This is a genomic window from Alteromonas sp. ABH4_454 (assembly GCF_056311775.1).
This window is the reverse complement of record NZ_CM149972.1, coordinates 2,313,911-2,338,124: the sequence shown is the minus strand read 5'-3', so window position 1 is coordinate 2,338,124 and position 24,214 is coordinate 2,313,911. Positions and strand designations below refer to the sequence as shown.

24 protein-coding genes and 5 tRNA genes are annotated in these 24,214 nt (G+C 44.3%); 15 read left to right on the top strand and 14 right to left on the bottom strand.

What is annotated here, in order from left to right; translation table 11 throughout:
- Positions 1 to 159 precede the first annotated feature (159 nt).
- Positions 160 to 1,017 (bottom strand): PHP domain-containing protein, encoded by an 858-nt coding sequence (locus tag ACYX4W_RS10225; protein WP_476073107.1) that lies wholly within the window; start codon positions 1,015 to 1,017, stop codon positions 160 to 162.
- A 278-nt stretch (positions 1,018 to 1,295) separates the two neighbouring features.
- On the opposite strand from ACYX4W_RS10225, the gene ACYX4W_RS10220 reads away from it, so the two are divergent.
- From ACYX4W_RS10220 to ACYX4W_RS10190, 7 genes are read left to right on the top strand one after another with little or no spacing between them, the layout of a single operon-like run.
- Positions 1,296 to 3,032, top strand: coding sequence for an anthranilate synthase component 1 (locus ACYX4W_RS10220; RefSeq protein WP_476073106.1), 1,737 nt, complete (start codon positions 1,296 to 1,298; stop codon positions 3,030 to 3,032).
- Positions 3,029 to 3,661 (top strand): aminodeoxychorismate/anthranilate synthase component II, encoded by a 633-nt coding sequence (locus ACYX4W_RS10215; RefSeq protein ID WP_476073105.1) that lies wholly within the window; start codon positions 3,029 to 3,031, stop codon positions 3,659 to 3,661. The genes ACYX4W_RS10220 and ACYX4W_RS10215 overlap by 4 nt, the downstream gene beginning before the upstream one ends.
- On the top strand, positions 3,654 to 4,685 hold the full coding sequence (trpD, locus tag ACYX4W_RS10210) for an anthranilate phosphoribosyltransferase (RefSeq protein ID WP_474807733.1): 1,032 nt from the start codon (positions 3,654 to 3,656) through the stop codon (positions 4,683 to 4,685). Before ACYX4W_RS10215 ends, trpD begins: the two co-directional genes overlap by 8 nt.
- The gene (trpCF, locus tag ACYX4W_RS10205; RefSeq protein WP_476073104.1) at positions 4,678 to 6,087 is read left to right on the top strand and encodes a bifunctional indole-3-glycerol-phosphate synthase TrpC/phosphoribosylanthranilate isomerase TrpF; all 1,410 of its coding nucleotides are present in this window, start codon (positions 4,678 to 4,680) and stop codon (positions 6,085 to 6,087) included. The genes trpD and trpCF overlap by 8 nt, the downstream gene beginning before the upstream one ends.
- Before the next feature lie 20 nt (positions 6,088 to 6,107).
- Positions 6,108 to 7,289: a tryptophan synthase subunit beta gene (trpB, locus tag ACYX4W_RS10200; protein WP_476073103.1), complete on the top strand. Its 1,182-nt coding sequence runs from the start codon at positions 6,108 to 6,110 to the stop codon at positions 7,287 to 7,289.
- Complete coding sequence (gene trpA / locus ACYX4W_RS10195) at positions 7,289 to 8,098, top strand: tryptophan synthase subunit alpha (protein WP_476073102.1); 810 nt, start codon at positions 7,289 to 7,291, stop codon at positions 8,096 to 8,098. Before trpB ends, trpA begins: the two co-directional genes overlap by 1 nt.
- 4 nt (positions 8,099 to 8,102) lie before the next feature.
- Complete coding sequence (locus ACYX4W_RS10190; protein WP_476073101.1) at positions 8,103 to 8,402, top strand: YciI family protein; 300 nt, start codon at positions 8,103 to 8,105, stop codon at positions 8,400 to 8,402.
- Between the two features lie 186 nt (positions 8,403 to 8,588).
- Here the strand turns inward: ACYX4W_RS10190 and ACYX4W_RS10185 are convergent, their stop codons facing one another.
- The gene (locus ACYX4W_RS10185; RefSeq protein ID WP_476073100.1) at positions 8,589 to 9,053 is read right to left on the bottom strand and encodes a pyridoxamine 5'-phosphate oxidase family protein; all 465 of its coding nucleotides are present in this window, start codon (positions 9,051 to 9,053) and stop codon (positions 8,589 to 8,591) included.
- A 657-nt stretch (positions 9,054 to 9,710) separates the two neighbouring features.
- On the opposite strand from ACYX4W_RS10185, the gene ACYX4W_RS10180 reads away from it, so the two are divergent.
- The 3 genes from ACYX4W_RS10180 to ACYX4W_RS10170 are packed head-to-tail and all read left to right on the top strand — an operon-like array spanning position 9,711 to position 11,984.
- A complete protein-coding gene (locus ACYX4W_RS10180) occupies positions 9,711 to 9,980 on the top strand; it encodes a PepSY domain-containing protein (RefSeq protein WP_474807744.1) in 270 nt (89 codons plus the stop codon).
- A 1-nt stretch (position 9,981) separates the two neighbouring features.
- Entirely contained in the window at positions 9,982 to 10,656 is a 675-nt protein-coding gene (locus ACYX4W_RS10175) for a response regulator transcription factor (RefSeq protein WP_476073099.1), read from the top strand.
- Entirely contained in the window at positions 10,653 to 11,984 is a 1,332-nt protein-coding gene (locus tag ACYX4W_RS10170; RefSeq protein WP_476073098.1) for an ATP-binding protein, read from the top strand. The genes ACYX4W_RS10175 and ACYX4W_RS10170 overlap by 4 nt, the downstream gene beginning before the upstream one ends.
- A gap of 316 nt (positions 11,985 to 12,300) precedes the next feature.
- Here ACYX4W_RS10170 and ACYX4W_RS10165 read toward each other — a convergent pair whose 3' ends face one another.
- Entirely contained in the window at positions 12,301 to 13,341 is a 1,041-nt protein-coding gene (locus tag ACYX4W_RS10165; RefSeq protein WP_474807750.1) for an AI-2E family transporter, read from the bottom strand.
- A 73-nt stretch (positions 13,342 to 13,414) separates the two neighbouring features.
- Between ACYX4W_RS10165 and folX the strand changes: the two genes are divergently transcribed.
- Complete coding sequence (gene folX, locus ACYX4W_RS10160) at positions 13,415 to 13,783, top strand: dihydroneopterin triphosphate 2'-epimerase (protein WP_118489729.1); 369 nt, start codon at positions 13,415 to 13,417, stop codon at positions 13,781 to 13,783.
- Between the two features lie 22 nt (positions 13,784 to 13,805).
- Entirely contained in the window at positions 13,806 to 14,702 is an 897-nt protein-coding gene (locus ACYX4W_RS10155) for a TIGR01777 family oxidoreductase (protein WP_476073097.1), read from the top strand.
- A gap of 124 nt (positions 14,703 to 14,826) precedes the next feature.
- On the opposite strand, the gene ACYX4W_RS10150 is transcribed toward ACYX4W_RS10155, so the two are convergent.
- A complete protein-coding gene (locus ACYX4W_RS10150) occupies positions 14,827 to 17,349 on the bottom strand; it encodes an ABC transporter permease (protein WP_476073096.1) in 2,523 nt (840 codons plus the stop codon).
- Positions 17,350 to 18,048, bottom strand: coding sequence for an ABC transporter ATP-binding protein (locus tag ACYX4W_RS10145; RefSeq protein ID WP_474807758.1), 699 nt, complete (start codon positions 18,046 to 18,048; stop codon positions 17,350 to 17,352).
- A gap of 16 nt (positions 18,049 to 18,064) precedes the next feature.
- Between ACYX4W_RS10145 and ACYX4W_RS10140 the strand changes: the two genes are divergently transcribed.
- The 3 genes from ACYX4W_RS10140 to ACYX4W_RS10130 all read left to right on the top strand — a co-directional run bounded on the left by ACYX4W_RS10140 (position 18,065) and on the right by ACYX4W_RS10130 (position 20,236).
- Complete coding sequence (locus ACYX4W_RS10140; RefSeq protein ID WP_476073095.1) at positions 18,065 to 18,721, top strand: arylesterase; 657 nt, start codon at positions 18,065 to 18,067, stop codon at positions 18,719 to 18,721.
- A gap of 46 nt (positions 18,722 to 18,767) precedes the next feature.
- A complete protein-coding gene (locus ACYX4W_RS10135) occupies positions 18,768 to 18,950 on the top strand; it encodes a hypothetical protein (protein ID WP_476073094.1) in 183 nt (60 codons plus the stop codon).
- A gap of 311 nt (positions 18,951 to 19,261) precedes the next feature.
- Complete coding sequence (locus ACYX4W_RS10130; RefSeq protein WP_476073093.1) at positions 19,262 to 20,236, top strand: transposase; 975 nt, start codon at positions 19,262 to 19,264, stop codon at positions 20,234 to 20,236.
- Between the two features lie 26 nt (positions 20,237 to 20,262).
- On the opposite strand, the gene dusC is transcribed toward ACYX4W_RS10130, so the two are convergent.
- From dusC to ACYX4W_RS10085, 9 genes are all read right to left on the bottom strand, one after another.
- On the bottom strand, positions 20,263 to 21,201 hold the full coding sequence (gene dusC, locus ACYX4W_RS10125) for a tRNA dihydrouridine(16) synthase DusC (RefSeq protein ID WP_476073092.1): 939 nt from the start codon (positions 21,199 to 21,201) through the stop codon (positions 20,263 to 20,265).
- Between the two features lie 305 nt (positions 21,202 to 21,506).
- Positions 21,507 to 21,680 carry a DUF1289 domain-containing protein gene (locus ACYX4W_RS10120; RefSeq protein WP_474830753.1) on the bottom strand — a complete coding sequence of 58 codons (174 nt, stop codon included), beginning with the start codon at positions 21,678 to 21,680 and terminating at the stop codon, positions 21,507 to 21,509.
- Complete coding sequence (locus tag ACYX4W_RS10115) at positions 21,677 to 21,898, bottom strand: hypothetical protein (RefSeq protein WP_025254684.1); 222 nt, start codon at positions 21,896 to 21,898, stop codon at positions 21,677 to 21,679. Before ACYX4W_RS10115 ends, ACYX4W_RS10120 begins: the two co-directional genes overlap by 4 nt.
- A 59-nt stretch (positions 21,899 to 21,957) precedes the next feature.
- Positions 21,958 to 22,863, bottom strand: a complete 906-nt coding sequence (locus tag ACYX4W_RS10110) for a M14 family metallopeptidase (RefSeq protein ID WP_476073091.1) — start codon at positions 22,861 to 22,863, stop codon at positions 21,958 to 21,960.
- A gap of 414 nt (positions 22,864 to 23,277) precedes the next feature.
- Positions 23,278 to 23,353, bottom strand: a tRNA-Glu gene (locus ACYX4W_RS10105).
- A gap of 157 nt (positions 23,354 to 23,510) precedes the next feature.
- Positions 23,511 to 23,586: transfer RNA gene (locus ACYX4W_RS10100), tRNA-Glu, on the bottom strand.
- 151 nt (positions 23,587 to 23,737) lie between these two features.
- Positions 23,738 to 23,813, bottom strand: a tRNA-Glu gene (locus ACYX4W_RS10095).
- A gap of 157 nt (positions 23,814 to 23,970) precedes the next feature.
- A tRNA-Glu gene (locus tag ACYX4W_RS10090) sits at positions 23,971 to 24,046 on the bottom strand.
- Positions 24,047 to 24,137: 91 nt separating this feature from the next.
- Positions 24,138 to 24,213, bottom strand: a tRNA-Ala gene (locus tag ACYX4W_RS10085).
- Position 24,214: the final 1 nt, after the last annotated feature.

The following is a 24,214-nucleotide window of genomic DNA, read 5'->3' as shown; positions in this document are numbered from 1 at the left end:
GTGACTGTCCACTTATTAAGCTTGTTGGCTAAATTCGCTTTTGGGCTTTTTACTAACCGACTCTCAGCATTTTAATTAGCAATAGCGCGCATCAACTGCACGTGAACCATTTGCCTTACGTCATACATTTATACCGTGAGCGTAGCAAATTAGATTTTCCTAGCTTTCAGCCATCTGCCCTTCAAACTGCTGCCAATTATGCCACACCGGCGTGAGCTTACTACTAATGCCCAAGTTTTTACCTAATTCAGTCCAGCGAGAAGGGAAATGAAAATCAGAGCCCGCTGATGCTAACAATTGATGGGTTTGTGCAAGCTCATTAATAAGCTCTTGCTTTGTTTTATTAATTCCAGGAAACGCGGTTTCAATAGCATCACCACCCGCTTGTTCAAAAAGGGCAACTAAGCGCCTAAGCCATTTGGCTGTCATGTCATAATGGGCTGGGTGAGCCAATACAGCTTGTCCACCTGCATCGTGGATCCACTCAATAGCCGTTTCAATGCTTGGCCACTCAGCTTTCACTGCTGCACGTTTACCTTTGCCCAGATACTTTTTAAACGCGGCGTCCATACTGGGCACACCGTAATTGTTTACCAATACCCGTGCAAAGTGAGCTCGTGTTACCTGGCCAACGCCCGCTAGAGCTTTTGCACGCGCTAAAACACCTTCAAACCCGCACTTTTCAAGCTTACTGGCAATTTTTTCAGACCGAGCTTCACGAGTTTCCGATTGACCTTGTAGCCTTTCAAGAAACTTTGGGCAGTGTCTGTCCACATTCAACCCAACAATATGGATATCGAAACTATGCCAAGTGGTGGAAATTTCAACACCATCAATAATGGTTAGTGCTCGTTTTTGCTTGGCTTGAGTAGCGTGTGCTTCTTCCAAACCGGCAACGGTATCGTGGTCGGTAACGGCAAGCGCATCCACCTGCATAGTGTGTGCGCGAAGGATTAGCTCTTCTGGCGTTAAGTGGCCATCAGAGAATTTTGTGTGGCTATGTAGATCTATTTTCAATGTCTTATGCAAATTTTAGGTTGACACAAAGGGCAATTTGTTTTCTTCTATACACACAAAGTATACGTACTAACAGCTTCAAATCCTATTGAAGTTTGAAAAAACAACGAGTAATTCATGCATTCATACGACATTTCGACAGCAACGACAGTTGCAGCTTGGTGGTGGCACTCCCTAACTTAACGGGCGGTGTGCACAGTAGTGCGTGAATGAAAACACATAAAGGCCCGTTTATACGGGCCTTTTTTTTATCTTTTTGCAGTTGGAGAGTAGCAAAAATGAGTTTAGCGGAACTGGGGACGTCCCCAGGTAAGGTAGAGACAATTGAGCAAGTGGGGCACTACGTAGACGACCCACTTGCCGCGTTTGCCCACCTATGTGGAAATAAAAGCAACGCGCTGCTTTTAGAGTCAGCAGAAATTGATTCAAAAGACGATTTACAAAGCTTATTAATGGTCGATGCAGCCCTGCGCATGGAATGCCGAGGCAATCGTGTTGAAGTGAAAGCACTGACAGGCAACGGCGCTTCAGTATTGCCTTTGTTTGCCTCTCACGCCCCCGACGGCTTGCGAGTTAAAGAAAGGACAGACACTTCAATCACCTTAATATGTGATGAAGCTGACGGCGAGCTTGACGAAGACAGTCGCTTAAAGGCCGCAAGCGTAATGGACGCACTTCGCATTGTTATCAATAAAATAACGCCTATTCGCCAACATCCACACGCTATATTCTTAGGCGGCGTTTTTGCCTACGACATGCTAGCAGGCTTTGAAAAATTACCCGATGTTGCAGAAGGTGAAAATGACTGTCCTGACTTTGTGTTTTACTTGGCAGAAACCTTAATTACCGTTGACCACCAAACCCGCGAGACGCATTTAATTGGCAGTGTTTTTAGCGGACAAGACGTTGCTCAGCAATACTTTTCTATAGCCCAGCGATTGGAAGCAATTCATCAACAGCTACACGATATGCCCGCTGAGCCAGTGCTAGTAAATACAAATGCGGCGAAGCCCAGTGAAGTAGAAGATGAAGAAGTAGAAAGTGGACAGTCACTCGTTTCCAACTCAGAAAACCCAAACGAAACTGAAAACGGACAGTCACTTTCTTTTAACCCAAGTGTTGAAGTTAGCGTTAATTTAAGTGACGAACAGTTTTGCAATCACGTCCTTGACTTAAAACAGCATATTTTAGCTGGCGACATATTTCAGGTTGTGCCATCGCGTACATTCTCTCTCCCCTGCCCGTCGCCGCTACTTGCTTACGCTAAACTTAAAGAGTCAAACCCAAGCCCTTACATGTTTTACATGCAAGATGCCGCTTTCAGCATATTTGGTGCCTCTCCTGAATCAGCGCTTAAATACGAAAGAGAAAGCAATCAGGTAGAGATCTACCCTATTGCCGGTACCCGTCCACGTGGCAAGCGCCCTGATGGTAGTATTGATATGGACTTGGACAGTCGCATTGAACTAAACCTTCGCGAAGATAACAAAGAGAAGTCTGAGCACATCATGCTGGTTGACCTTGCTCGTAATGATGTTGCAAAGGTGAGTCGTCCAGGCACGCGCTATGTGAAAGACTTGCTTAAAGTTGACCGTTACTCTCACGTGATGCACTTGGTATCGCGCGTGGTTGGTCAGCTACGTGACGACTTAGATCCACTGCACGCTTATCAAGCCTGCATGAACATGGGCACTCTAGTTGGCGCACCAAAAGTAAGCGCAGCGACGTTAATTCGCGAAGTTGAGAAAAAACGCCGCGGCAGTTATGGCGGCGCGGTTGGCTACTTAAATGGTCAAGGCGATATGGACACCTGTATAGTCATTCGCTCAGCGTTTGTGAAAAACGGCACGGCTTATATTCAAGCGGGTGCAGGCGTAGTATATGACTCGGTTCCACAAGCTGAAGCTGATGAAACCCGCGCTAAGGCACAAGCGGTAATTGGTGCAGTAAAAGCAGCGCTACAAGAAGAAGCTGAAAGTATCAACGTTGCATTAAATGAAGGAGGCAACGCATGAATCAGCAAGTGACCACCCTATTTTTGCTCGACAATGTAGACTCATTTACCTACAACCTTGTGGACGAACTGCGTACCTTAAACTTAGATATCAAGGTGTATCGCAACACGGTTTCAGCAGATGCTTTGTTTGAAAGAATGCAGGAGCAAGCAACGAAAGGCCCTGTGCTTCTTATGTTGTCGCCAGGTCCAGGGGCACCAAGTGAAGCTGGTTGTATGCCTGAGCTTCTTAAAAAAGTACACGGCGTGTTCCCCGTAATTGGTATTTGCTTAGGTCATCAAGCTATTGTTGAGCATTACGGCGGTAGCGTAGGACGTGCAACTCAGGTTATGCATGGTAAGTCATCAGCAATCACCCATTCTGAAGACGCTATGTTTAAAGACTTACAGCAGCCTTTACACGTAGCACGATACCACTCTTTAGTGGCACATACATTGCCTGAAAACCTTACTGTGTGCGCATCTACCGTGAACGACGACGGAAGCGAAGCCGTAATGGCAGTTTACAACAGCGCAGATCGCATGTTGGGTTTCCAATTCCACCCAGAATCTATTTTAACAGCCCACGGCAGTTTGCTGTTAAAGCAAAGTATTGACTATTTAACGTTACAGGGAGCGAACCATGCTTAACGCAGGCCCTCTACTAGAACAAATTATGTTGCGAGAATCTCTGTCGCAAACCGAGGCATATAGCTTGTTTAACAGCATCATGCACGGTGAGCAAAGCGAGGTGATGATTGCTTCAGTGCTGACTGCGCTGAAAATGAAAAAAGAATCACCCAGCGAAATTGCGGGTGCAGCGAGTGCCATGGTTGCAAATGCACTGCCCTTTCCCTCACCCTCTTATGAGTTTGCCGACATTGTGGGTACAGGAGGAGACGGCCACAACACCATTAATATATCCAGTGCAGCCGGTGTAGTTGCCGCATCTTGTGGCGTGAAGGTGGCAAAACATGGTAACCGAAGCGTATCGAGCAAATCTGGATCAGCTGATTTGTTTCGCCAATTTGGGCTTAACTTAGAGATAAGCCCAGAAACTTCGCGCAAATGCCTAGATGAAGCAAATTTCACATTTCTTTTTGCGCCGGTTTATCACGCGGGCATGCGCCACGCAGCCCCCGTCCGCGCTGCGATGAAGACTAGAACCTTGTTTAATATACTTGGGCCACTGGCAAACCCGGCGGGTCCAACTCATGGCGTTTTCGGCGTATACTCTCCCGAACTGCTTGAACCTTATGCAAAAACCCTTATGCTGCTTGGCCAACATCGCGCAATGATAGTGCACGGCGACGGCTTAGATGAACTAGCACTTCACGGCGAATCAATAATTTACGACCTTGAGCATGGCGATATTCGCAAGCTTACCGTTACCGCTGAAGACTTCGGTTTACCGCATTACCCACTTTCTGCGATTGAAGGTGGCGAGCCTGAAGAAAACAGACAGTTTGTTGAGGCAGCGCTAAACGGTGAAGGTAAAGAGGCACATCGCGCTGCTATCGCAATGAACTGCGGAGCACTGTTGAAAGTAACCGGTAAAGCCTCAACCTTTAAAGAAGGGGCCGAAATGGCGATGAATGCGATGGCCGAAGGGTTGCCGATGCAGTTGTTAACGAAAGTTGCCAAAATTACTCAGGAGGTAAGCACGAATGGCTAATGTGCTTGAGAAAATTGTTGCAGACAAACGCGAAGAGGTGGCTGCACGCAAAGAGGCGCTGCCGCTAGAAAGCTTTAAAGCGAATCTAGTTCCTTCCCAAAAGAGTTTATTTGCAGCGCTAAGTGAGCCAAACGCAGGCTTTATTTTCGAATGCAAAAAAGCATCACCGTCAAAAGGCCTTATTCGAGAGCATTTTGATTTAGACGAGATCTTAGCGGCATACACACCCTATGCGGCAGGTATTTCTGTGTTAACAGACGAGAAGTACTTCCAAGGTAAATTTGAGTACTTAGCTTATGTTACTGAGCGTGTTGCTCAGCCTGTGCTTAACAAAGACTTTTTTGTTGATACTTACCAAGTGTATTTAGCCCGTCACTACAATGCTGATGCCGTGCTATTAATGCTTAGTGTGCTAGATGATGATGAGTATCGCGAATTGGAAAGCGTTGCTAATGCTCTTTCATTAGACATTCTTACCGAAGTAAGTAATGAAGAAGAAATGGAGCGCGCCATTGCCCTTGAAGCCAACATCATTGGTATCAATAATCGCAACTTACGCGACCTTTCGACCGATTTAGCGACCACCGAACGCCTTGTGCCCATGCTTGAAAAAGCCACGCACGACTACGTGGTTATTTCAGAGTCGGGCATTTACACACACCAAGATGTGCTTCGTTTAGCGCCTGTATCCCAAGGTTTTTTAGTGGGCAGTGCGTTAATGGCCGAGGCTGACCTACCGCGCGCAGTAAAAACGTTGGTAAATGGTGCAGTAAAAGTGTGCGGGCTAACCAGCCCCGAACAAGCACAAATGGCGTTTGATAAAGGCGCAAGCTTTGGCGGGCTTATCTTCGCTGAAAAATCGCCACGCTGTGTGAGCGAAGCACAGGCTTTGACCATAAAGCAAAACGTTGACGGTGCTTTTGTTGGTGTGTTCGTTAATCACAACATTGATGACGTTGCTTCTCTTGCTGCTTCACTCAACTTGTTTGCCGTTCAGCTTCACGGTAGCGAAAACAACACCTACATTTCAACACTTGCTGCCAAGCTTCCAGAAGGTTGTGAGATTTGGAAAGTCGAAGGTGTTAAAGCAACCTCTTCTGACGCACTACCAGAAGCAGTGGACAGACACTTAAATAACAGCCTGATCAGCCGCGTTCTTATGGATTGCCAAGTAGGCGATGCAAAAGGCGGTACAGGAGAAGCGTTCAACTGGCAGCTACTAAACGATATCGAAGCCAAGCATAAGTTAGTGCTTGCTGGCGGTATTAACGCCCAGAACGTTGCAGATGCTATTGCAACCGGCAGTGGTGCTATTGATGTTAATTCAGGTGTAGAAACCGCACCCGGCGTGAAAAGCGAAGAAAAACTCGACGCGCTTTTTGCCATTTGCCGCCGTTACTAATTTAAATACAGGACAACGTAATGAACCAGTTAGATACAAAATTTGGCGAATTTGGTGGCATGTACGTGCCCGAGCTACTTATTCCAGCGCTAGACCAACTGGAAAAAGCATTTTTGGATGCCAAGGACGACCCGACATTTAACGAAGAGTTTTTATCTCTGTTAAAAGACTACGCCGGTCGCCCAACGTCAATGACGTTAACTCGCAATCTAGTAAGTAACCCAAAGGTGAAGTTATACCTAAAGCGTGAAGATCTACTTCACGGTGGCGCTCACAAAACTAACCAAGTATTAGGTCAAGCGCTACTTACTAAGCGCATGGGTAAAAAAGAAGTTATCGCCGAAACCGGCGCAGGCCAGCACGGTGTAGCAACTGCGTTAGCATGTGCGTTGCTTGGCCTAAAAGCTCGTATTTATATGGGTGCAAAAGACGTAGAGCGTCAAGCACCAAACGTGTTCCGTATGAAGCTTATGGGCGCAGAGGTTATCCCTGTTAACGCAGGTTCAGGTACCCTTAAAGATGCCGTAAACGAAGCTATGCGTGACTGGTCAGCGAACTATGATAAAGCGCACTATTTGTTAGGTACAGTTGCGGGCCCACACCCGTTCCCGACTATTGTTCGTGAATATCACCGCATGATTGGCGAAGAGACTCGTGCACAAATTATGGAAAAAGAAGGTCGCTTGCCTGACGCCGTAGTAGCATGTGTGGGCGGAGGCTCAAATGCTATCGGTATGTTTGCAGACTTTATTGATGAGCCATCTGTACGCTTAGTCGGCGTTGAGCCTGCGGGTAAAGGTGTGCACACCAAAGAGCACGGCGCAACTATCGTGACGGGTACAAAAGGTATTCTCCATGGCGCTTATACCTTCATCATGCAAGACCAAGAAGGCCAGATTGAAGAAAGCTACTCAGTATCGGCTGGTCTCGACTACCCTGCTGTTGGCCCTCAGCATGCTTATCTTCATGACATTGGTCGAGCGGAATACGTAGCGGCGACCGATGAAGAGGCGCTGAATGCTTTCCAATTGCTTGCAAGAAAAGAAGGGATCATTCCTGCCCTTGAATCGTCTCATGCCCTAGCGCACGCGCTTAATATGGCTGATGAAGCGGAAGAAGAAACCATCATCGTGGTTAATTTATCAGGGCGTGGCGATAAAGACTTAGCGCACGTTATCAACATTTTAGGGGACGATTTATAATGGATAGATATGCACAAATGTTTGCGGGCCTTGATGAGAAAAACCAAGGCGCATTCGTACCTTTCGTAATGGTGGGTGACCCCGATTTAGCGCAATCAGAAGCTATTATTTGCCAGTTGGTAGAAAGCGGTGCTGACGCACTTGAGTTGGGTATACCTTACTCTGACCCCATTGCTGATGGACCTACTATTCAAGCGTCAGCCATTCGCGCTCTAGAGAGCAAAGTGACAGTTGCCGATTGTTTGGGCGTAATTTCGCGGGTTCGCGCAAAATATCCAGATGTGCCTATCGGCTTGCTACTTTATAGCAACTTGGTAATGGCACAGGGCGTAGAGAACTTTTACAACAAAGCACAGGATGCAGGCGTTGACTCAATCTTAGTTGCAGACGTTCCAATTCGCGAAGCGGCACCTTTTCAGAAAGCAGCCGAAGCAACGGGCATTTCACAAATTCTGATTGCACCGCCGAATGCTACCGATGAAACCATGGAAAAAATCGGGGAATACTCAAAAGGCTATACATACCTGTTAGGCCGTGCGGGCGTTACTGGCGCAGAGACGGCTGCTAACGTACCTGCTTCAGAGCTTATTGAGCGATTGAATAAACACAAAGCAGCACCAGCCTTGTTAGGTTTTGGTATTTCTACTCCTGAACAGGTTAAATCTGCTATTGACGCGGGTGCAGCTGGCGCAATTTCCGGCTCGGCGACAGTGAATATCATTGCTGCTAATTTATCGGACAGTCACAAAATGCTAAGCGAGCTCGGCAGCTTCGTTGAAAACATGAAAGCAGCTACGGCAAAAGGATAAACGTATGCTATATATGATTTGTGCAACCGATGTAGTGGACAGTGTAGAAAAACGCCTTGCGGCACGTCCTGCTCACCTTGAGCGTTTGAATACATTGAAAGATGCGGGCCGTTTAATAATGGCTGGCCCTTTCCCTGCTGTAGATAGCCCAGATCCAGGTCCAGCCGGATTCACTGGTTCGCTAGTAGTAGCAGAGTTTGATTCACTAGAAGCTGCTCAAGCATGGGCAGACGCTGACCCGTACATCGAAGCAGGTGTTTATGAAAGTGTTGTGGTTAAACCTTACAAAAAGGTTCTGCCTTAGCTTTTAGCTAAACGCTATGTAGTAAACAGCGATAAATAACGAAAGCCCCTTAAGACCGAATAGCTCCGGTTTTGAGGGGCTTTTTTGTTCGATTTGATATAGCCAATAGTGGACAGACACTCGCTCCTTTGAGTAAGTGTCCCGAGGCCTCAAAGCTTCGTCATACAATTGGCCTATAATGCTGCGTTACAGGTCTACCTTTTCATGTTCACCCATTTCTCCTGGCTTCACAGTTTTCCCCGTCATCATTTTGAACATGCCTTTGAGTGAAGGGTCTGCATCCCACACTTCCGCATCTGTAAGCTCAAAGCGAAGCATTAATAGTGAAGGATCCTCTTTACCTTTTTCAAACCATGCTTCTACAGGATTAGACCAATATTTATCAATCACCTCTTTACGTGATTCAACGGTGAGATTGCCCCGAATGCACGCAAACACATCGTGCCCCTTCGATGCAAAGTGAACCATTGCTTTACCACCTTTAGCAATGCGGTTGTCGCGACTCGTGTAGAACCAAAACTCGCCATCAGCTTCTTTATCAAGTTGAGCATACATTGGCTCAGCATGCATGTCCTCACCGACCAGACTTACCATTACCTTTGGGCTATCTGACATCGCTTTCCACATCGTTTTCTTAATATCGCTAGACATTGTTCCTCCTTGTTGAACATAAAGTGTCTGTCCAATGCACTACTATTAGAACAGGTGACAAACACATTATTTCAAGCTTTTGGTTTACCTGAAGTCCATATCACGCACATGGCATGCCAACGAAATAGAAACAAACCTATTTTGTATTAAAAACATTACTGCGAAATATGGTCGCTTTTATCTGACGCCAAGCAAGTACGGGTTAGGACAGACACTCACTTATCAATTTCATCTCTAAAGAGTTTGAATGAAAATGATGGACAGTCACCCCAAAAGTCCAATGACCGCCTCTGCTCTACCAAAAAAACAAATACAGTGGACAGACACTTTTTCAAAGCCAAAGTAAAGATTACTCAACACCCTTAAACGCAATTAACCTTCTAACCTTTGGCAATGGTATTCCCTACAAGAAGTTTTTTAACCAACTATGGACAGTCACTCTAATTACAAACCTGCCACTTATGCACATTCGTAATTAAAGTGTCTGTCCACATCATGCCCTACTCTTCAGCCTGTTTTGTAAATGCAATTTACTTAAGGCTTATATACAGTTTTCAATCCGCAAGGTAGACTAAACTTAGTTCAGAATGGATTCAGTTAACCAAGTTTATACTTATCTTTAGTTTGGCCTTAGTGGGATAATAATTGAGAGGTTGTATGACATTATCGCTTCGTGTAGCAGTTGTTTGTTTAGTGTTAGCAACGTCTAGCATAGCGCCTGCGTTGGCGTTGCAAGGCTCTGGGAGCGATATATCAAAAAGCGAAGCTGCAGAACGAGCACGCACTGCCGCAAATGGACGCGTTTTAAAAGTTGAAAAAACCTCAAAAAATTACCGTGTTAAAGTCCTCAAGAAGTCGGGACGAGTAGTATCGGTAGATGTAGACAAACGTTCCGGCAAGGTAAAAACCAGCAAAGATAAGGACTAACATGCGCATTTTGGTAGCGGAAGACGACAGCAGATTATTAACTCAACTTGATGCACTGCTTCAACAAAATGGTTACAGCGTAGATTTAGCTGATAACGGCGAACACGCGCTTTTTCTTATTAAAGAATATAGCTATGACTTGGCTATCGTCGACATTGGTATGCCAAAGCTTGATGGCTTTGAGGTTATAAGAAAAGCTCGCCAAGCTGACATTGCATGTCCCATACTCATTCTAACAGCGAGAGACCGTTGGCAAGAAAAGGTAGAAGGGCTTGATGCAGGTGCTGATGACTATCTCACTAAGCCTTTTCACAATGAAGAACTACTTGCTCGGACGAAAGCCCTCATTCGACGAGCTTCAGGTCAAGCAAACCCTACCATTCAGTTCGGTCCTATTTCGCTAGATACAGTAAGCGAAGAGCTATCGCTAAACGGTGAGACCCTTGATTTAACCGCGTATGAGTACAAAGTGATGGAGTACCTTATGCTTAATCCGCAAAAGGTCATCTCTAAAACGGAGTTAACCGAACATATTTACGATCAAGATTTCGATTTAGACAGCAATGTCATTGAAGTTTTTGTAGGAAGACTGCGCAAAAAATTAGACCCATCAGGTGAATTAAAGCCAATCGAAACACTTCGGGGTAGAGGTTACAGGATAAATAGAAGTCTATGAGGCAGTTGTCGCTTCGTTTGCGAAGTATTTTTCTAGCGATAGTTCTACTTGCACTTTTTGCACCTTTCACTGTTGTCATTTTGGACGAGGCTTATACCGATAGCCTTACACAAGCTAAGATGAGCGAACTTAGGTTGATGAACTTAGGGCTGTTATCTGCTTTTGAGTTAGACGGCGACATGCCTTATATGCCTGAAATTTTATACGAAGAACAGCTTAATCTGCCTGGCTCTGGTTATCTTGGCGTTATCGTATTTCGAGATGAAGTGATTTGGCAATCAGCTTCTGCCCTTGAGTATACCTTTTCTCCTCCCGCAATAGACGTTGCCGTAGGCAACGAGTTGTTCTTGGAGTCCTATACACCCGCATTTGATAAAGAGTCCCAATTTTTTGTATATGCATTTACTGCTGAGTTTGCATCAAGCAGAGATTTCGAGCCGGTAAGGTTTTATATATTTAATAACAAAGCACTGTTCGAAGCTGAGCGGAATACTTTCTTGAGCACAACGTGGCAATGGATAGTCACCCTCTGTATTGCTCTCTTGGTCTTTATTATCATAGGCATAAGCTTAGTTCTTCTGCCTGTTAGAAAGCTAATTGACGAAATTTCACAAACGTCTAGCGGTAACAAGCGCGAGTTAGAGTCGCGATACCCAGTCGAATTCGATTCTTTAAAAGAGTCTATTAATGGATTACTTCAAACTGAAGCAGCGCAAAGAGCCAGATACAAAAACAGCTTAGGTGACCTAGCACATAGCTTGAAAACACCACTCGCAGTAGCATCGGGGGCAAGTAATTTACCAACTGAGGTAAAGGAGTCGCTTCAGCAAATTGACAGAATTATTAAACGCCAACTGAAAAGAGCGAGTGCAGGAAAAACTGGTTGGCAACAAGCTATTGATGTTTTGCCAGTATTACACAAACTTGCCGATGCTATGGACAAAGTTTATCAAGACAAAGCCCTAACCATTGAATTTGATATGGATGATAATATCCAGTTCAAAGGAGACGAAACAGATTTTATGGAGCTTTGCGGTAATCTGTTAGATAACGCATGCAAAGCGGCTCAAGATAGAATAGTTATATCTGCAGAAACAAGTGAAGGTTGGCTCACAATCAATGTTGAAGACGACGGGCCAGGTATTCCTGACAACAAAAAAGTACTTTTACTAGAGCGAGGAACTCGCCTTGACACCTACACTGAAGGCCACGGAATTGGAATGGCCTTGGCCACAGACCTAGTTTCTATCTACGAAGGTAGAATGCTTATCAAAGACAGCGCCCTTGGCGGCGCTCGTATCGTTATTCAATTTCCAAATCACAATTAGTGGTGTGAAAGCCCACAGGCTAACCCATAAATCAGTGAGCCTTTAATGATTAGAAGCGAGCCTAAAAGTGGACACACACTTTATTTTTCTCAAAGAGTTTGATATCGGACAGACACTTTTTAAATTTATCGTTTAGCTATTCGGCATTAAGGTTGCTAAAAACATTTGAGTGTCTGTCCCTTTCAAAGCTTTATGGACCAGTAGCTTGTAACGGACAGTCACTTTCTTTAAAAAAGTATCTGTCCTCTGAAGTACTTTGCACAAGTCCAAGCAAGTGTCTGTCCACTATCTATTGATGCGCTATATCAACCCTGTTTTACGAAGTAGATTTTTCACCTTCACTTGATAACAACACCGCAAGCCACTTACTTTCTTCGCGAGATTCAAGCGCTATTTTTACTACCATGGTTAACGGTACCGATAGAAGCATTCCAACAGTTCCCAGTAACCAACCCCAAAATATCAATGATAGGAATACCACAAGTGTAGAGAGTCCCATGCCCTTACCCATCAATCTAGGCTCGACCATATTACCCATGATGGTATTTACAAGCACAAAACCGAGGGCAGCGAAGCCTGCTGAGGCGGGACCAAGTTGAACAAATGCGATTAATACTGCTGGCACTGCCGCAATAATAGAACCTATGTTTGGTATAAAATTGAGCATGAAGGCCAAGACGGCCCATAACATGAAATGGTCTACCCCGAGCACGTAAAGCCAAACGCCGATTATCAAGCCAGTACCCAAACTAACCACAGTTTTTATCGCTAAATAGCTATTTACAGAACGTATAAATTTATCGATGTGCTTAAGCTTCATGCCAGGATCTGCAAGTGCAATATGGAAACGGCGAGGGATACTATCTGCCTCAAAAAGCATGAAAATAACAGTCAAAAGTATTAGGAATAAGTTAGAAAGCACGCCGCCCATTCCGCTTATAAAGTTTGTAGCCACAGACATAGCCGTTGCTGGGTCAAGGTGAGAAGCGATCAGTTCTCTATTAATGTGAATGTTGAACTCAGCTAATTTAGATACAACCCAGGCAAACTCTGTATCAAGCTTACTTCTGTATTCTGGCAAGTTTTCTCTAAACTCGGTCATAGACTGGCCTACTAAGCCAGCTAAAAGAAAACCAAAAACAACAATAAGCAGTATAACAAATGTTATGGAGAGCCATTTAGGCACACCGAATTTCGAGGTCCAGCGTATTATTGGACTACACGCGATCGCTATAAAAATAGAGAGAAAAAACGGTACCATGATTGTGCTGGCGGCTTTAATTCCGGCCATCACTACCACTAAACATGCTAAAACGATAAGAATCTTTGCTGTTGGCGAGCGTAGTTCCATTGACATTGTGTGCTACATTCCTAACTGAAACGACAATACTTTACAACGACTTATAAACAACTACAAACAAGAGACTTCAATGAACTTTAATCTTGCCACTATTAAAATTAAAAACTTAAGACTACGCACATACATTGGCATCAATGAAGATGAGATAAAAAACAAGCAGGACGTTGTTGTTAACGTGAAAATTGATTATGACGCTGAAAAGGCGACAAACACCGACGATATGAGTGACGCGTTAAACTATAAAACGATTACCAAAGCAATTATTAAACTCGTCGAAGACAACCGTTTCTCCCTTTTAGAAAAGCTTACCGCAGATGTGTTAAGTATTGCGTCGGAACACTCTTCGGTACGTTACGCCGAGGTTGAAGTTGATAAACCACACGCTCTTAGATTTTCTGATTCAGTGTCGCTGACGCTGTCTTGTAATAAGTCAGGATAGGTAATACTTCAAGGAGCCAACTGTGAATATTCTTTTGACTGGTGGTACGGGGCTGATTGGCGGTGAATTTATTCGCCAATATTCAGATAAGCACTCATTCACTGTGATTTCTCGTGATATTACAAAGGCAAAGGATAAATTAGGTAATCGTGTTGATATTGTAGAAAGCATTGCTTCGATAAAAAACTTCGAGAACTTCGATGCTGTTATAAATTTAGCCGGTGAACCTATCGCCGACAAACGCTGGACAGACACACAAAAGAAAAGGATTTGCGACAGCCGTTGGGATATTACTGCTGAATTAGTATCTAAAATAAACAGCTGTGAAACACCACCATCAGTTTTCCTATCTGGTTCTGCAATTGGTTACTACGGCAGCCAAGGTGACAGGCTCGTTACCGAAGATACCTCTCCTCACCATGAGTTCACCCATGATTTATGCGCAAGATGGGAAGCTATTGCTCAAGGCGTAGATCAAACGAAAACTCGTGTGGTTACGCTTCGTACTGGCGTGGTGCTTACTGCGAAAGGCGGAGCGCTTGGAAAAATGGCACTACCGTTTAAATTAGGGGCCGGAGGAACACTAGGTAGCGGAACTCAGTACTTGGCTTGGATCCACTTACAGGACATGGTTCGTGCTATCTCTTTTTTGTTAGAAGATAGTGCTTGTACCGGTGCGTTTAATTTAACCGCTCCAGAGCCTGTTACGAACAAGGTGTTTTCTAAAACTCTTGCGAAAATTCTGGGTCGCCCTTGTCTCTTTAACGTACCTAGCTTCGTTATGAAAATAGCAATGGGCGAGTCATCAAAGATGATATTAGAAGGACAACGGGTCATTCCTAAAAAGCTTACCGCTGCTGGCTTCAAGTTTGAGCTCCCTTCTGTTGAAGAGGCGTTGAACGAGATATACAGCGACTGACTTTATAGGTTAATAGTTTTCAAGGATTGTGGACAGACACTCAATTTGAAAAGAGAGTGACTGTCCAATCGACTTGCTTTCGACTTTACTTAATAAAGTGCCTGTCCGAATCATAAATGTAGACTCAAACCATATTTCTTAGCATCTGACCAGTATTAAGTGTAAGCAGTCGATAGCAACCAAACGCTCCTAATATGCCTACAACAATAGCCCCGACGCTTGGTGCTATAGCCCAGTACTCAGGATGCAAACTCGCTTCCATTTGAAAAACTGCGGTTTGCAGTAAGTACAGACTTAATTCGTTGGCCATAGCAGCCATGAAGCCTGCGACTACACCAATAATAACAAACTCGAAAATCACGCTTTTCCTTATTAAACCACCCTTAGCACCAAGTGTGCGAAGTATGGCTATTTCCTGTTTACGTTCATCCATACTCGCCTGTACCTGAGCAATCAATACTAGACTTCCCGCCATTAAAACCAGTACCAAAATAAACTCAACGGCGACAGAAACCTGGTCCACAATCTCTCGAAGCTGGTTTATTCGAGCGTCTACATCAAACATTGTGATTGAAGCAAACGGCTTTAAGAGCTTCGTTAACTCAGCCTTCCTATCAGTGGGCAGATAAAAACTAGTGATATACGTTGGGCTAAACGCAGCCATCGCGTCTGGATGAATAACAAAAAAGAAATTGGGCTGCATGGTCTGCCAGTTAACGGTACGAATACTCGTTACTTTCGTTTCAACAATTTCGCTTCCCACATTAAAAGTAAGCCTATCACCCATTTCAATATTTAATCTTTCAGCAACACCTTCTTCAACAGAAACTGGGAACCACCCTTCGCTGTATTGTGTCTCCACATTTCCATGCCAATTCCCTTCAATAATCTCGTTTTCTTTTTGTAACGAATTACTCCACGTCAGGTTCGCTTCTCTACCTAAACCTCTTCGACCTTCTCGATTTGGCTCGTCTTCTTTGGAAACTTCCGTATTGACCCCTTCCCCGTTTACCGAAACGAATCGCCCTCGGATAACAGGATAAAACTCTTCGATAGTTACGCCATTGCCAGCGAAGTGTCTGTCCAATTCTGGCAGTATGTCCGGTGTAATATTTATCAGGAAGTAGTTTGGTGTACCTTCGGGTAATTGCGAGCGCCATTGTGAAACCATATCATTTCGCATTACTAGCACTACTAGAAGCAGCATTATAGTGACTGAGAAGCTAATAAGCTGCACACTGTTGTCCATCGCACGGCGCTTGATACGAGCCCATGCCAACTGCCACGCCCCCATTCTGCCACTGCCCAGCTTGCGACCAATAGCAATCAGTATATACGTTGCTCCAAGTAGCCCCAGAACGAGCGCTGCACCTGACACGAATAAAATTGCGCTAATTTTGAGGTCGCGGCTGTACATCCACATCAATAAGAATATCGCGCCGCCAGAAGCGACAAACTGAATGCTTCTGGAACGCAGATTCGCCGAGATATCTTTTCTCAATACGCGAAGCGGGGGCACTGAAAACAACTGTAATAGAGGATACAAAGAAAAGAGCAAAGCGCAGGTAGCACCCGTAGCAACGGCAATTAAAAGCGGGCGCCAGTGCCAAACGTCAAGAGACACATCCACTCTATCAGCTACCAGAGAAACCACAATTTGCTGACCGATAAAACCAATAATGAGACCAATAAAAATACCAAGTGCGGTAATAAATAAAATTTGGAACAAGTAGACTTTTCGGATTGTGTTGCTTGTTGCACCAAGGGTCTTCATTATTGCTACAGGGTCAAAATGGCGCTGGGCATAACGCTGAGCAGCAACTGCAATGGAAACCGCCGCTAATACTATTGCTAACAAACTCGCTAGTAAAAAATAACGCTCGGCGCTTGCTACAGAGCGTCCTATTGCTGACTCATCATCTTCGACTGTCCGCCACGAATGTAAATCGTCATTCAGTTGAGGCAGTAACCAATTGTTAAAACTTTCTATATCACCTGTGTCGCCCGCAAAAAAGCCAACATAACGAGCGCGACTTCCTGGCCCGGTTATCGCGGTTTTTTCCAAGTCATCTAAGTTAATCAGAGCGATAGGATCAGTATTAAACACGCTGAAGCCAGCATCTGGAATATCTACCAACACATGCGTTACGGTAAAAGTGCCATCGCCAATTTCGATATTATCGCCAATAGAAAGCCCTAAACTCTGGAAAAGCCGAGACTGTACCCAGGCTTCACCCGGCTGTGGTAATGCTGCGGTTGCGCGTTTTTCTCCGAAAGGCTGATTGGTGATATTGACTGTCCCTTTAAGGGGATAAGCGTTGTTCACTGCTCGCAAATCGACAAGCGACATCTCATCGCCTTTAAATACCATAGAGCGTGTCGCCACTTGCTTTGCCGTCGCGAGCCCCTCTTCTTGTGCTCTAGCTAACCAATCTTCGTTTATAGGATCGTCTGAGCGAAGCTGAGCATCTGCTGCAATAAACGCAGCAGAGCGAGACTTAAGTGCACTTTGCAAGCGCTCACTAAAAAGCGACAGCGACAACACGGCTGCTACAGATAACACAATAGCCAGCAATATAATGGTAAGTTCGCCGCGCCTAGCCTCATGCTTGAAAAGCCGCCAACCTAAATTGAGAGACGTCGACATCTACACTGCCTCTCTATTGTCTACTGTGTTCGCGCCGGTTGTTTCAACAAGCTCTCCCGCATTCATGGTGAGTTGCCTATCACAATGTTCTGCAAGCTCATTATCGTGGGTAACAAGGACGAGAGTCGTGCCTTTTTCTCTGTTCATTTTAAAAAGAAGTGCTTCTATTTTTTCACTATTTTTAGCGTCTAGGTTACCGGTAGGCTCATCGGCGAAAAGTATTTTAGGTGAAGTGATAAAGGCACGCGCTATGGCAACACGCTGCTGCTCGCCTCCCGATAACTGGTTAGGGAAGTGATGCGCGCGATGCTTTAAACCAACCTGTTCAAGAATATCAAGAGCAAGCGTTTTTGGGTTATCAAGGCCTGCAATTTCTGCGGGCAACATAACGTTTTCAAGCGCTGTTAAGCTTTGAACTAACATAAAGCTTTGAAAGATAAAGCCCACTTTATTTCCTCTTAAAATAGCGCGCTCTTCTTCGTTCATGCTATGAAGTGCTTCGTTATCTAGAAGAATTTCTCCTTCTGTAACTTGATCGAGCCCTGCCAATAACCCCAAAAGGGTTGACTTACCTGAACCGGACGCGCCAATAATGGCAACGGACTCACCAGACTTGACTTCAAAAGAAATAGGACGAAGGATCTGGAGTGAACCTTCACTCGTATCCACTACTTTGGTTACAGCATTAGCTTTTATCATAAGAGGTCATCAATTCGTGTTTGTTAAATTTCGTTATTCGTTCGCTTTTTTACTTATTCTTTTAATACCGTTTCAAGCGCTATCAGATCAAGCGGAGCAGAGCGACACAAGCGAAAATGCGGTTTTACTAATCTTAGGAGATAGTCTATCCGCGGCTTATGGATTACAGCAACATCAGGGATGGGTCAGTTTGTTACAAAAGATGTGGCAAAACGACAATATTCCGATTGATATTGTAAATGCTGCGGTAAGCGGAGAAACCACTGATGGCGGTTTAGCGCGATTTCCCCGTTTATTAGAGCAACACAACCCGACACATGTATTAATTGAACTGGGAGGCAACGACGGCCTTCAGGGCCACAATATCGGTAAAATTAGAGATAATTTAGATTCGCTGGTAAGTGTTGCAAAGGATAGTAATGCCGTAGTATTTCTACAAGAAATGCAAATTCCTTCTAATTACGGCAAACGCTACACGCAAATGTTTACTCAGAACTTCAATAAAGTAGCAGAAGCTCAGGATGTTCAAAAGATTCCCTTTTTTCTTGCAGACATAGCGCTAAATAAAAACTTAATGCAAACCGATGGCATTCACCCAAATGCCGAGGCACAACCGTTGATCGCTAATTTTATGGACAGACACTTAAGAAGTTTAATTCTTAATGCTCAATAAATGTGCTATCTTTAAACGATAATTTGCTCCAACATGAGGTTTGTTTATGGATGTTTCATCTGTTAATTCGACGCCCGTTTCTACTATCTTAGAATCGCCTCAGCGACCTGCTCAGCAAGCGGAGTCACGTAGTGTGCAAGAAAGTCGCGAAACTCAACCCCAGAATACACAACAGACATCGAGTACTAATGATGGGCGAGTGGGTTCTAGAGTGGATGTATTTGTATAGCTCTCCTAAAAAGGTTTATAAAGGACAGGCACTTGATTTTGTCCACGTTTAGTTCGCTTGGTAGTTGAATATGAAAGGACAGACACTTGCTAACCAAACAGTGACTGTCCTTTTTCTCACACACTATTAAATTTAAGTGTCTGTCCATGACCATCCTCCTCAACGAATGCATAACTTCCGTTCGAAAAAGTAATCCAAGAAGTCCATTTTGGAGTCAGCTAATCGCTAACACCAACAAAACTGTTCCAAAGACCACTTAAATTTAACGCTGTAAATCTCATAATACTTACAAATAACTATGGGATACGGATATGCCTTTACCTCGTTACAAACAAATTAACACCGATGTCACCCCTTACTACCATTGTATTTCTCGCTGCGTAAGGCAATCTTATTTGTGTGGTCGTGATTCACGTACGGGCATAAACTACGAACATAGAAGAAAATGGATTCAAGATAGGCTTCACAAGCTATCACAAGCTTTTGCCATTGATTTATGCGCTTACGCTGTAATGCACAACCATATTCATGTTGTACTCCATATCGCTAAGGGTAGAGCTGACGGCTGGACTATGGATGAAGTATTGCTTAGGTGGAGAATGTTTTACAAATGCCCTCCCTTAGTACAGCGATACCTAGAAAATTTTGATTCAGTTACAGCAGAAGAGCGAGAAGAATTGAAGTCGCTATCTGTCATATATCGCGAGCGGCTTCAAAGCATAAGCTGGTTTATGCGCATGTTAAATGAATACATAGCGCGCAAAGCTAATAAAGAAGATGAATGTAAAGGCTATTTCTGGGAAAGAAGGTTTAGATCTCAAGCAATATTAGATGAAAAAGCGCTAGCAAGCGTAATGGCGTATGTTGATTTGAACCCCATTAGAGCGAAAATAGCGAAGACACTCACCAACTCCCATTACACCAGTATTCAATATCGTTTAAATGCTAAGCGCTCGAACAAAATACCTAAGTTTCTGATGCCCTTTAATGACAGTGAGAAAAAGCTAGCTGAGAGTTTGCCTTTTGCTTTTACAGATTACTTGCAGCTTATTACTGATACGTTGAACGCAGAGCGCAGTAGCAACGCCTGCAGAATACCAAAGCTGCCTAACAAATTGCTCAATAAACTTGGGATGACAAAAGAAAACTGGCAATTAGTGACCAGTAACTTCGAAACCCTCTTTACCGGCCCTGTTGGCTGCCCAGAAATGATGGAAAATTTTGCTAAGTGTTGCCAAAGAGCATGTCGCCCTAACGTCTCTAATGCTCAAAAATATTTATCTTGATTCGGTAAAGCAACAACATTATTTAGCTAAACATCAGCTTGGCGAGCAAGCACGTCAACGATGTCTTGAGAGTTCGTGAGACGTCTGATGTCATTGAATAGTGTTTCAGCTTCTGGGTATTGTCTTTTTAGGTAGCCGCACCATTGCTTTATGCGATTAGGGTAATATTTTCCTTTATCACCAAAAATTTCGTAGCCAGAGTACTGTATCAACAACGCAGCCAGTTCAGTCCATGGCATAGGTTCTACGCCCTCTTTAATACTCAGCGCCAAATTAGGCATTGCCAATGCACCTCGTCCTATCATTAGATTGGTACACTCTGATTGGCTTTGACAGCGCTTAGCGTCGTCAGCGTTCCAAATTTCGCCATTTGCTACAATGGGAATATCAGTGTGCTGCTTAATTTTCGCTATCCAGTCCCAGTAAGCCGGTGGCTTATAGCCTTCTGTTTTTGTTCTTGCATGAACAACGAGCTCAGAGGCTCCTGCGTCAGTAATAGCGATAGCGTTGTCGATAGCTAAAGACTTATCCTCAAAGCCCAGCCTGATTTTGGCTGAAACCGGGATATCAGCAGGAACGGCCTCCCTAACCGCTTTCACAATACCGTAAAGGGTTTGCGTCTCTTTCAACAACACAGCCCCGCCCTTACTTTTGTTGACGGTCTTAGCAGGGCAACCGAAGTTCAGATCAACACCTGGGGAGCCCAGTTCTATTGCAGTTTGTGCATTCTCTGCGAGCCATTGTGGATGTTGCCCTAGCAATTGAACTCTTACTGGTACGCCTGAGGGCGTTTTGCCACCGTTGTGTAGCTCCGGGCAAAGTCTATAAAACGTTTTCTTGGGTAGTTTTTGATCAACAACCCTTACAAACTCAGTAACACACTGGTCGAAGCCACCAACACGAGTGAGCATATCTCTCATTAAGTGATCGACAACGCCCTCCATAGGGGCAAGCATTACTTTCATTACAAGCGTCTCACGTCAATAGAACATAAAATTGGCGCGGGAGTGTAGCAAAAAGCGTTAATTTCAGCCAGGATTTGGTGCTCAGTTTATCAACTTTGTGACTGTCCGTTTTATTGGACTAAGAACACTGTTGAATGGATTGTGCTATTGATGAGTAAGTGTCTGTCTTTGAAGCTATCTAAGTCGAGGGGATTTTCGGCTAAAGTGCTGAGTTAAAGCTTGAGTGTCTGTCCACTAAAAAGGGGCTGTTATAAAGCGGTTTCTTATTTGATTACAACGTCAAATTATAGTTTTTCATTATCATACTATTGGGAAGTAGTATCCTTCCTTATGCTCTCTAGACGAGCTATAACGGCCAGCTTTTGGTTATCAGTGTATGTCCGCCATTTTACGATTTCATCAATAGTACGTTTGCATCCAACGCATATTTCATCTTCATTCAATTTACACAAGGCGATACACGGTGATGTTGAGTTCATAAAGCTTCTGTTTTATCTAAACCTTCATTTTTACTTTGAGCATGCGAAGCAGCAATAGCCGCCATTGTGTTTTCCGACAATTCTTTATTTGACCATAAACAAACATGGCAACCAAAACGCGATTCAAGATATGAAGCAAACTCAGTGTCTGTCCCACATTCATATCGCACTAAATTTTGTTTTTTACCGTCGTAAATAACCGCAGAATAAGTAAACACAAAAAGCCTCCTTTGAAAGAGGCTTAAATATACATCTAGACGTCTAAACGTTCAAGCGTCTATTTCGAGTAATCGAGTGCTGCGCAGATGGCAGCTACCTGAGCGTCGTTACAGTTTTCAGGTGTCGCGTTATCACTATCGGGATATACTTCCGTTGTTGTAACGTATTTGGCATCTGTCATACCGCCACATAGATACAAAGCTTTTTTGTCATAGCAGATAACACCTTCACTCACTACATCTGCTCCAATAATCTTGCCGCTTTCGTCTGCAGGAGCGATATGCGTCACTTTCTTCACCGCATCGATTACAGCTTTTTGAAACTCTATTTGTGGATTTGGCGTGTTTGCGACCGTATAGAAACCGTCAGGTATATTCCAATTATCGTGGGTTACGCCATCCCGTGCGGCCAGCGCCGGTCTGAATTCAGTGTTATCTGTATCGGTAGTTTCGTGTAAATCGATATGAAGCGTTAGCGACAACGCTAGATCAGACACTAACTGCATAAGCTGAGCGGATTCTGGTGCCGGAGAGTCGCTGTAAAACGAGCGATTTGGATCTAGCGCCATTGGATTCCATCGATTTATCGTCTCGTAACCCCAAGGGCTTACACATGGAACAACTACAATGTTTATTTGCTCTGCGTACTGAGACAGCTTTGTGTTAATAAACTGAAGTGCGCCCTGCACGCCACTCGTTTCATAACCGTGAACTCCACCCGTAACAAGCGCTGTAGGCTTTTTAGTATCAAAGTTATTTGGAACTACTGCATATAATGGGTAGCGTTCAGAATCGTATGGGAGAGAACCATACTGCTTTAGTTCAAAGCCTTCAGGAATAATATTGAAAAGTTTATCGAGTACTTCTTCTTGGTAACTTCTTTTCACAGTCTGTTGAGATTTCCACTGCGATTTCTCTTTCTCGCTCCATGGCACACCCGGAGTCCCAATTGGATAATTCTGCATATAACACCTCTTTTGTATTTAAGAGATCATAACAGCTCAGCAAGCTTACGTATCTACTCTACAAGAGATTAATCGACAACTGTGACATAAGATCTTTACGCTTCGTATCCTAAAAAACTAGTTGCTCAAGGATATGTTGACTTTGCTTTGTAAAGGATTAGTTCACCCTAGAGTAAGCATGAAAGGTTGAGTTAGTAATACTTGGATAGTCATTTGTTAAGGACGAAAATGTAAGTGACTGTCCGCTGACAGCTAAAAGCGGTTGATGGTTAAGGAAGTATAAAAGTGACTGTCCATTGGCAATTCACTAGCAATTAAAAACGGCTGGTGGTTTAGGGAGTATAGAAGTGTCTGTCCACAGAGTTTCCGGAGACAAAAACAAAAAAACCAGCCGGATGGCTGGTTTTTTCGATATGGCGTCCCCTAGGGGATTCGAACCCCTGTTACCGCCGTGAAAGGGCGGTGTCCTAGGCCTCTAGACGAAGGGGACTGAAAATCTTTTTTCGAAAACTCTGCTTTCGAAATTTTTCAGTAAGGCAAAGTGAGCCAGCGAACTGAGCGACTTTTCCCACCGAAACTTTCAGTCAGAAGTTGAATTATCAACTCCAGCCTATTTCACAGTTTTAATCGACCGTGACGCGATAAAATGGCGTCCCCTAGGGGATTCGAACCCCTGTTACCGCCGTGAAAGGGCGGTGTCCTAGGCCTCTAGACGAAGGGGACTGAAACTTTGCTAGTGAAGATACATTTCACTAAATTTCTGTGAGCTCAAGAATGCAATAAACAATCTTATTCTTACCGAAACTTTCAGTCAGAAGTTGAATTAACAACTCCAGCCTATTTCACAGTTGTAATCGACTGTGACGCGATAAAATGGCGTCCCCTAGGGGATTCGAACCCCTGTTACCGCCGTGAAAGGGCGGTGTCCTAGGCCTCTAGACGAAGGGGACTGAAAATCAACTTTCGAAAGCTCTGCTTTCGAGATTTTCAGTAAGGTGGAATGAATCAGCGAACTGATTAACCTTTCCCTACCGAAACTTTCAGTCAGAAGTTGAATAATCAACTCCAGCCTATTTCACAGTTTTAATCGACTGTGACGCGATAAAATGGCGTCCCCTAGGGGATTCGAACCCCTGTTACCGCCGTGAAAGGGCGGTGTCCTAGGCCTCTAGACGAAGGGGACTGAATTCTTTTTCGAAGCTAAAGCTTTGAAATTTCAGTCCGAAGTTGTTTTAACAACTTCAGCCTATATCAAACCACAACTCAATGTGACTTGGTGGAGCCAGGCGGGATCGAACCGCCGACCTCCTGCATGCCATGCAGGCGCTCTCCCAGCTGAGCTATGGCCCCA

What these genes read in the sequence shown, in the direction of transcription:
- trpCF (WP_476073104.1), top strand. Translation starts at nt 4,678, where the DNA reads ATGGCTAATGTGCTTGAGAAAATTGTTGCAGACAAACGCGAAGAGGTG.
- ACYX4W_RS10135 (WP_476073094.1), top strand. Translation starts at nt 18,768, where the DNA reads ATGGATGTTTCATCTGTTAATTCGACGCCCGTTTCTACTATCTTAGAA.
- ACYX4W_RS10170 (WP_476073098.1), top strand. Translation starts at nt 10,653, where the DNA reads ATGAGGCAGTTGTCGCTTCGTTTGCGAAGTATTTTTCTAGCGATAGTT.
- ACYX4W_RS10175 (WP_476073099.1), top strand. Translation starts at nt 9,982, where the DNA reads ATGCGCATTTTGGTAGCGGAAGACGACAGCAGATTATTAACTCAACTT.
- trpB (WP_476073103.1), top strand. Translation starts at nt 6,108, where the DNA reads ATGAACCAGTTAGATACAAAATTTGGCGAATTTGGTGGCATGTACGTG.
- ACYX4W_RS10220 (WP_476073106.1), top strand. Translation starts at nt 1,296, where the DNA reads ATGAGTTTAGCGGAACTGGGGACGTCCCCAGGTAAGGTAGAGACAATT.
- ACYX4W_RS10215 (WP_476073105.1), top strand. Translation starts at nt 3,029, where the DNA reads ATGAATCAGCAAGTGACCACCCTATTTTTGCTCGACAATGTAGACTCA.
- dusC (WP_476073092.1), bottom strand. Translation starts at nt 21,201, where the DNA reads ATGAAAGTAATGCTTGCCCCTATGGAGGGCGTTGTCGATCACTTAATG.
- ACYX4W_RS10180 (WP_474807744.1), top strand. Translation starts at nt 9,711, where the DNA reads ATGACATTATCGCTTCGTGTAGCAGTTGTTTGTTTAGTGTTAGCAACG.
- trpA (WP_476073102.1), top strand. Translation starts at nt 7,289, where the DNA reads ATGGATAGATATGCACAAATGTTTGCGGGCCTTGATGAGAAAAACCAA.
- ACYX4W_RS10120 (WP_474830753.1), bottom strand. Translation starts at nt 21,680, where the DNA reads ATGAACTCAACATCACCGTGTATCGCCTTGTGTAAATTGAATGAAGAT.
- ACYX4W_RS10190 (WP_476073101.1), top strand. Translation starts at nt 8,103, where the DNA reads ATGCTATATATGATTTGTGCAACCGATGTAGTGGACAGTGTAGAAAAA.
- ACYX4W_RS10185 (WP_476073100.1), bottom strand. Translation starts at nt 9,053, where the DNA reads ATGTCTAGCGATATTAAGAAAACGATGTGGAAAGCGATGTCAGATAGC.
- ACYX4W_RS10165 (WP_474807750.1), bottom strand. Translation starts at nt 13,341, where the DNA reads ATGTCAATGGAACTACGCTCGCCAACAGCAAAGATTCTTATCGTTTTA.
- folX (WP_118489729.1), top strand. Translation starts at nt 13,415, where the DNA reads ATGAACTTTAATCTTGCCACTATTAAAATTAAAAACTTAAGACTACGC.
- ACYX4W_RS10130 (WP_476073093.1), top strand. Translation starts at nt 19,262, where the DNA reads ATGCCTTTACCTCGTTACAAACAAATTAACACCGATGTCACCCCTTAC.
- ACYX4W_RS10110 (WP_476073091.1), bottom strand. Translation starts at nt 22,863, where the DNA reads ATGCAGAATTATCCAATTGGGACTCCGGGTGTGCCATGGAGCGAGAAA.
- ACYX4W_RS10150 (WP_476073096.1), bottom strand. Translation starts at nt 17,349, where the DNA reads ATGTCGACGTCTCTCAATTTAGGTTGGCGGCTTTTCAAGCATGAGGCT.
- ACYX4W_RS10145 (WP_474807758.1), bottom strand. Translation starts at nt 18,048, where the DNA reads ATGATAAAAGCTAATGCTGTAACCAAAGTAGTGGATACGAGTGAAGGT.
- trpD (WP_474807733.1), top strand. Translation starts at nt 3,654, where the DNA reads ATGCTTAACGCAGGCCCTCTACTAGAACAAATTATGTTGCGAGAATCT.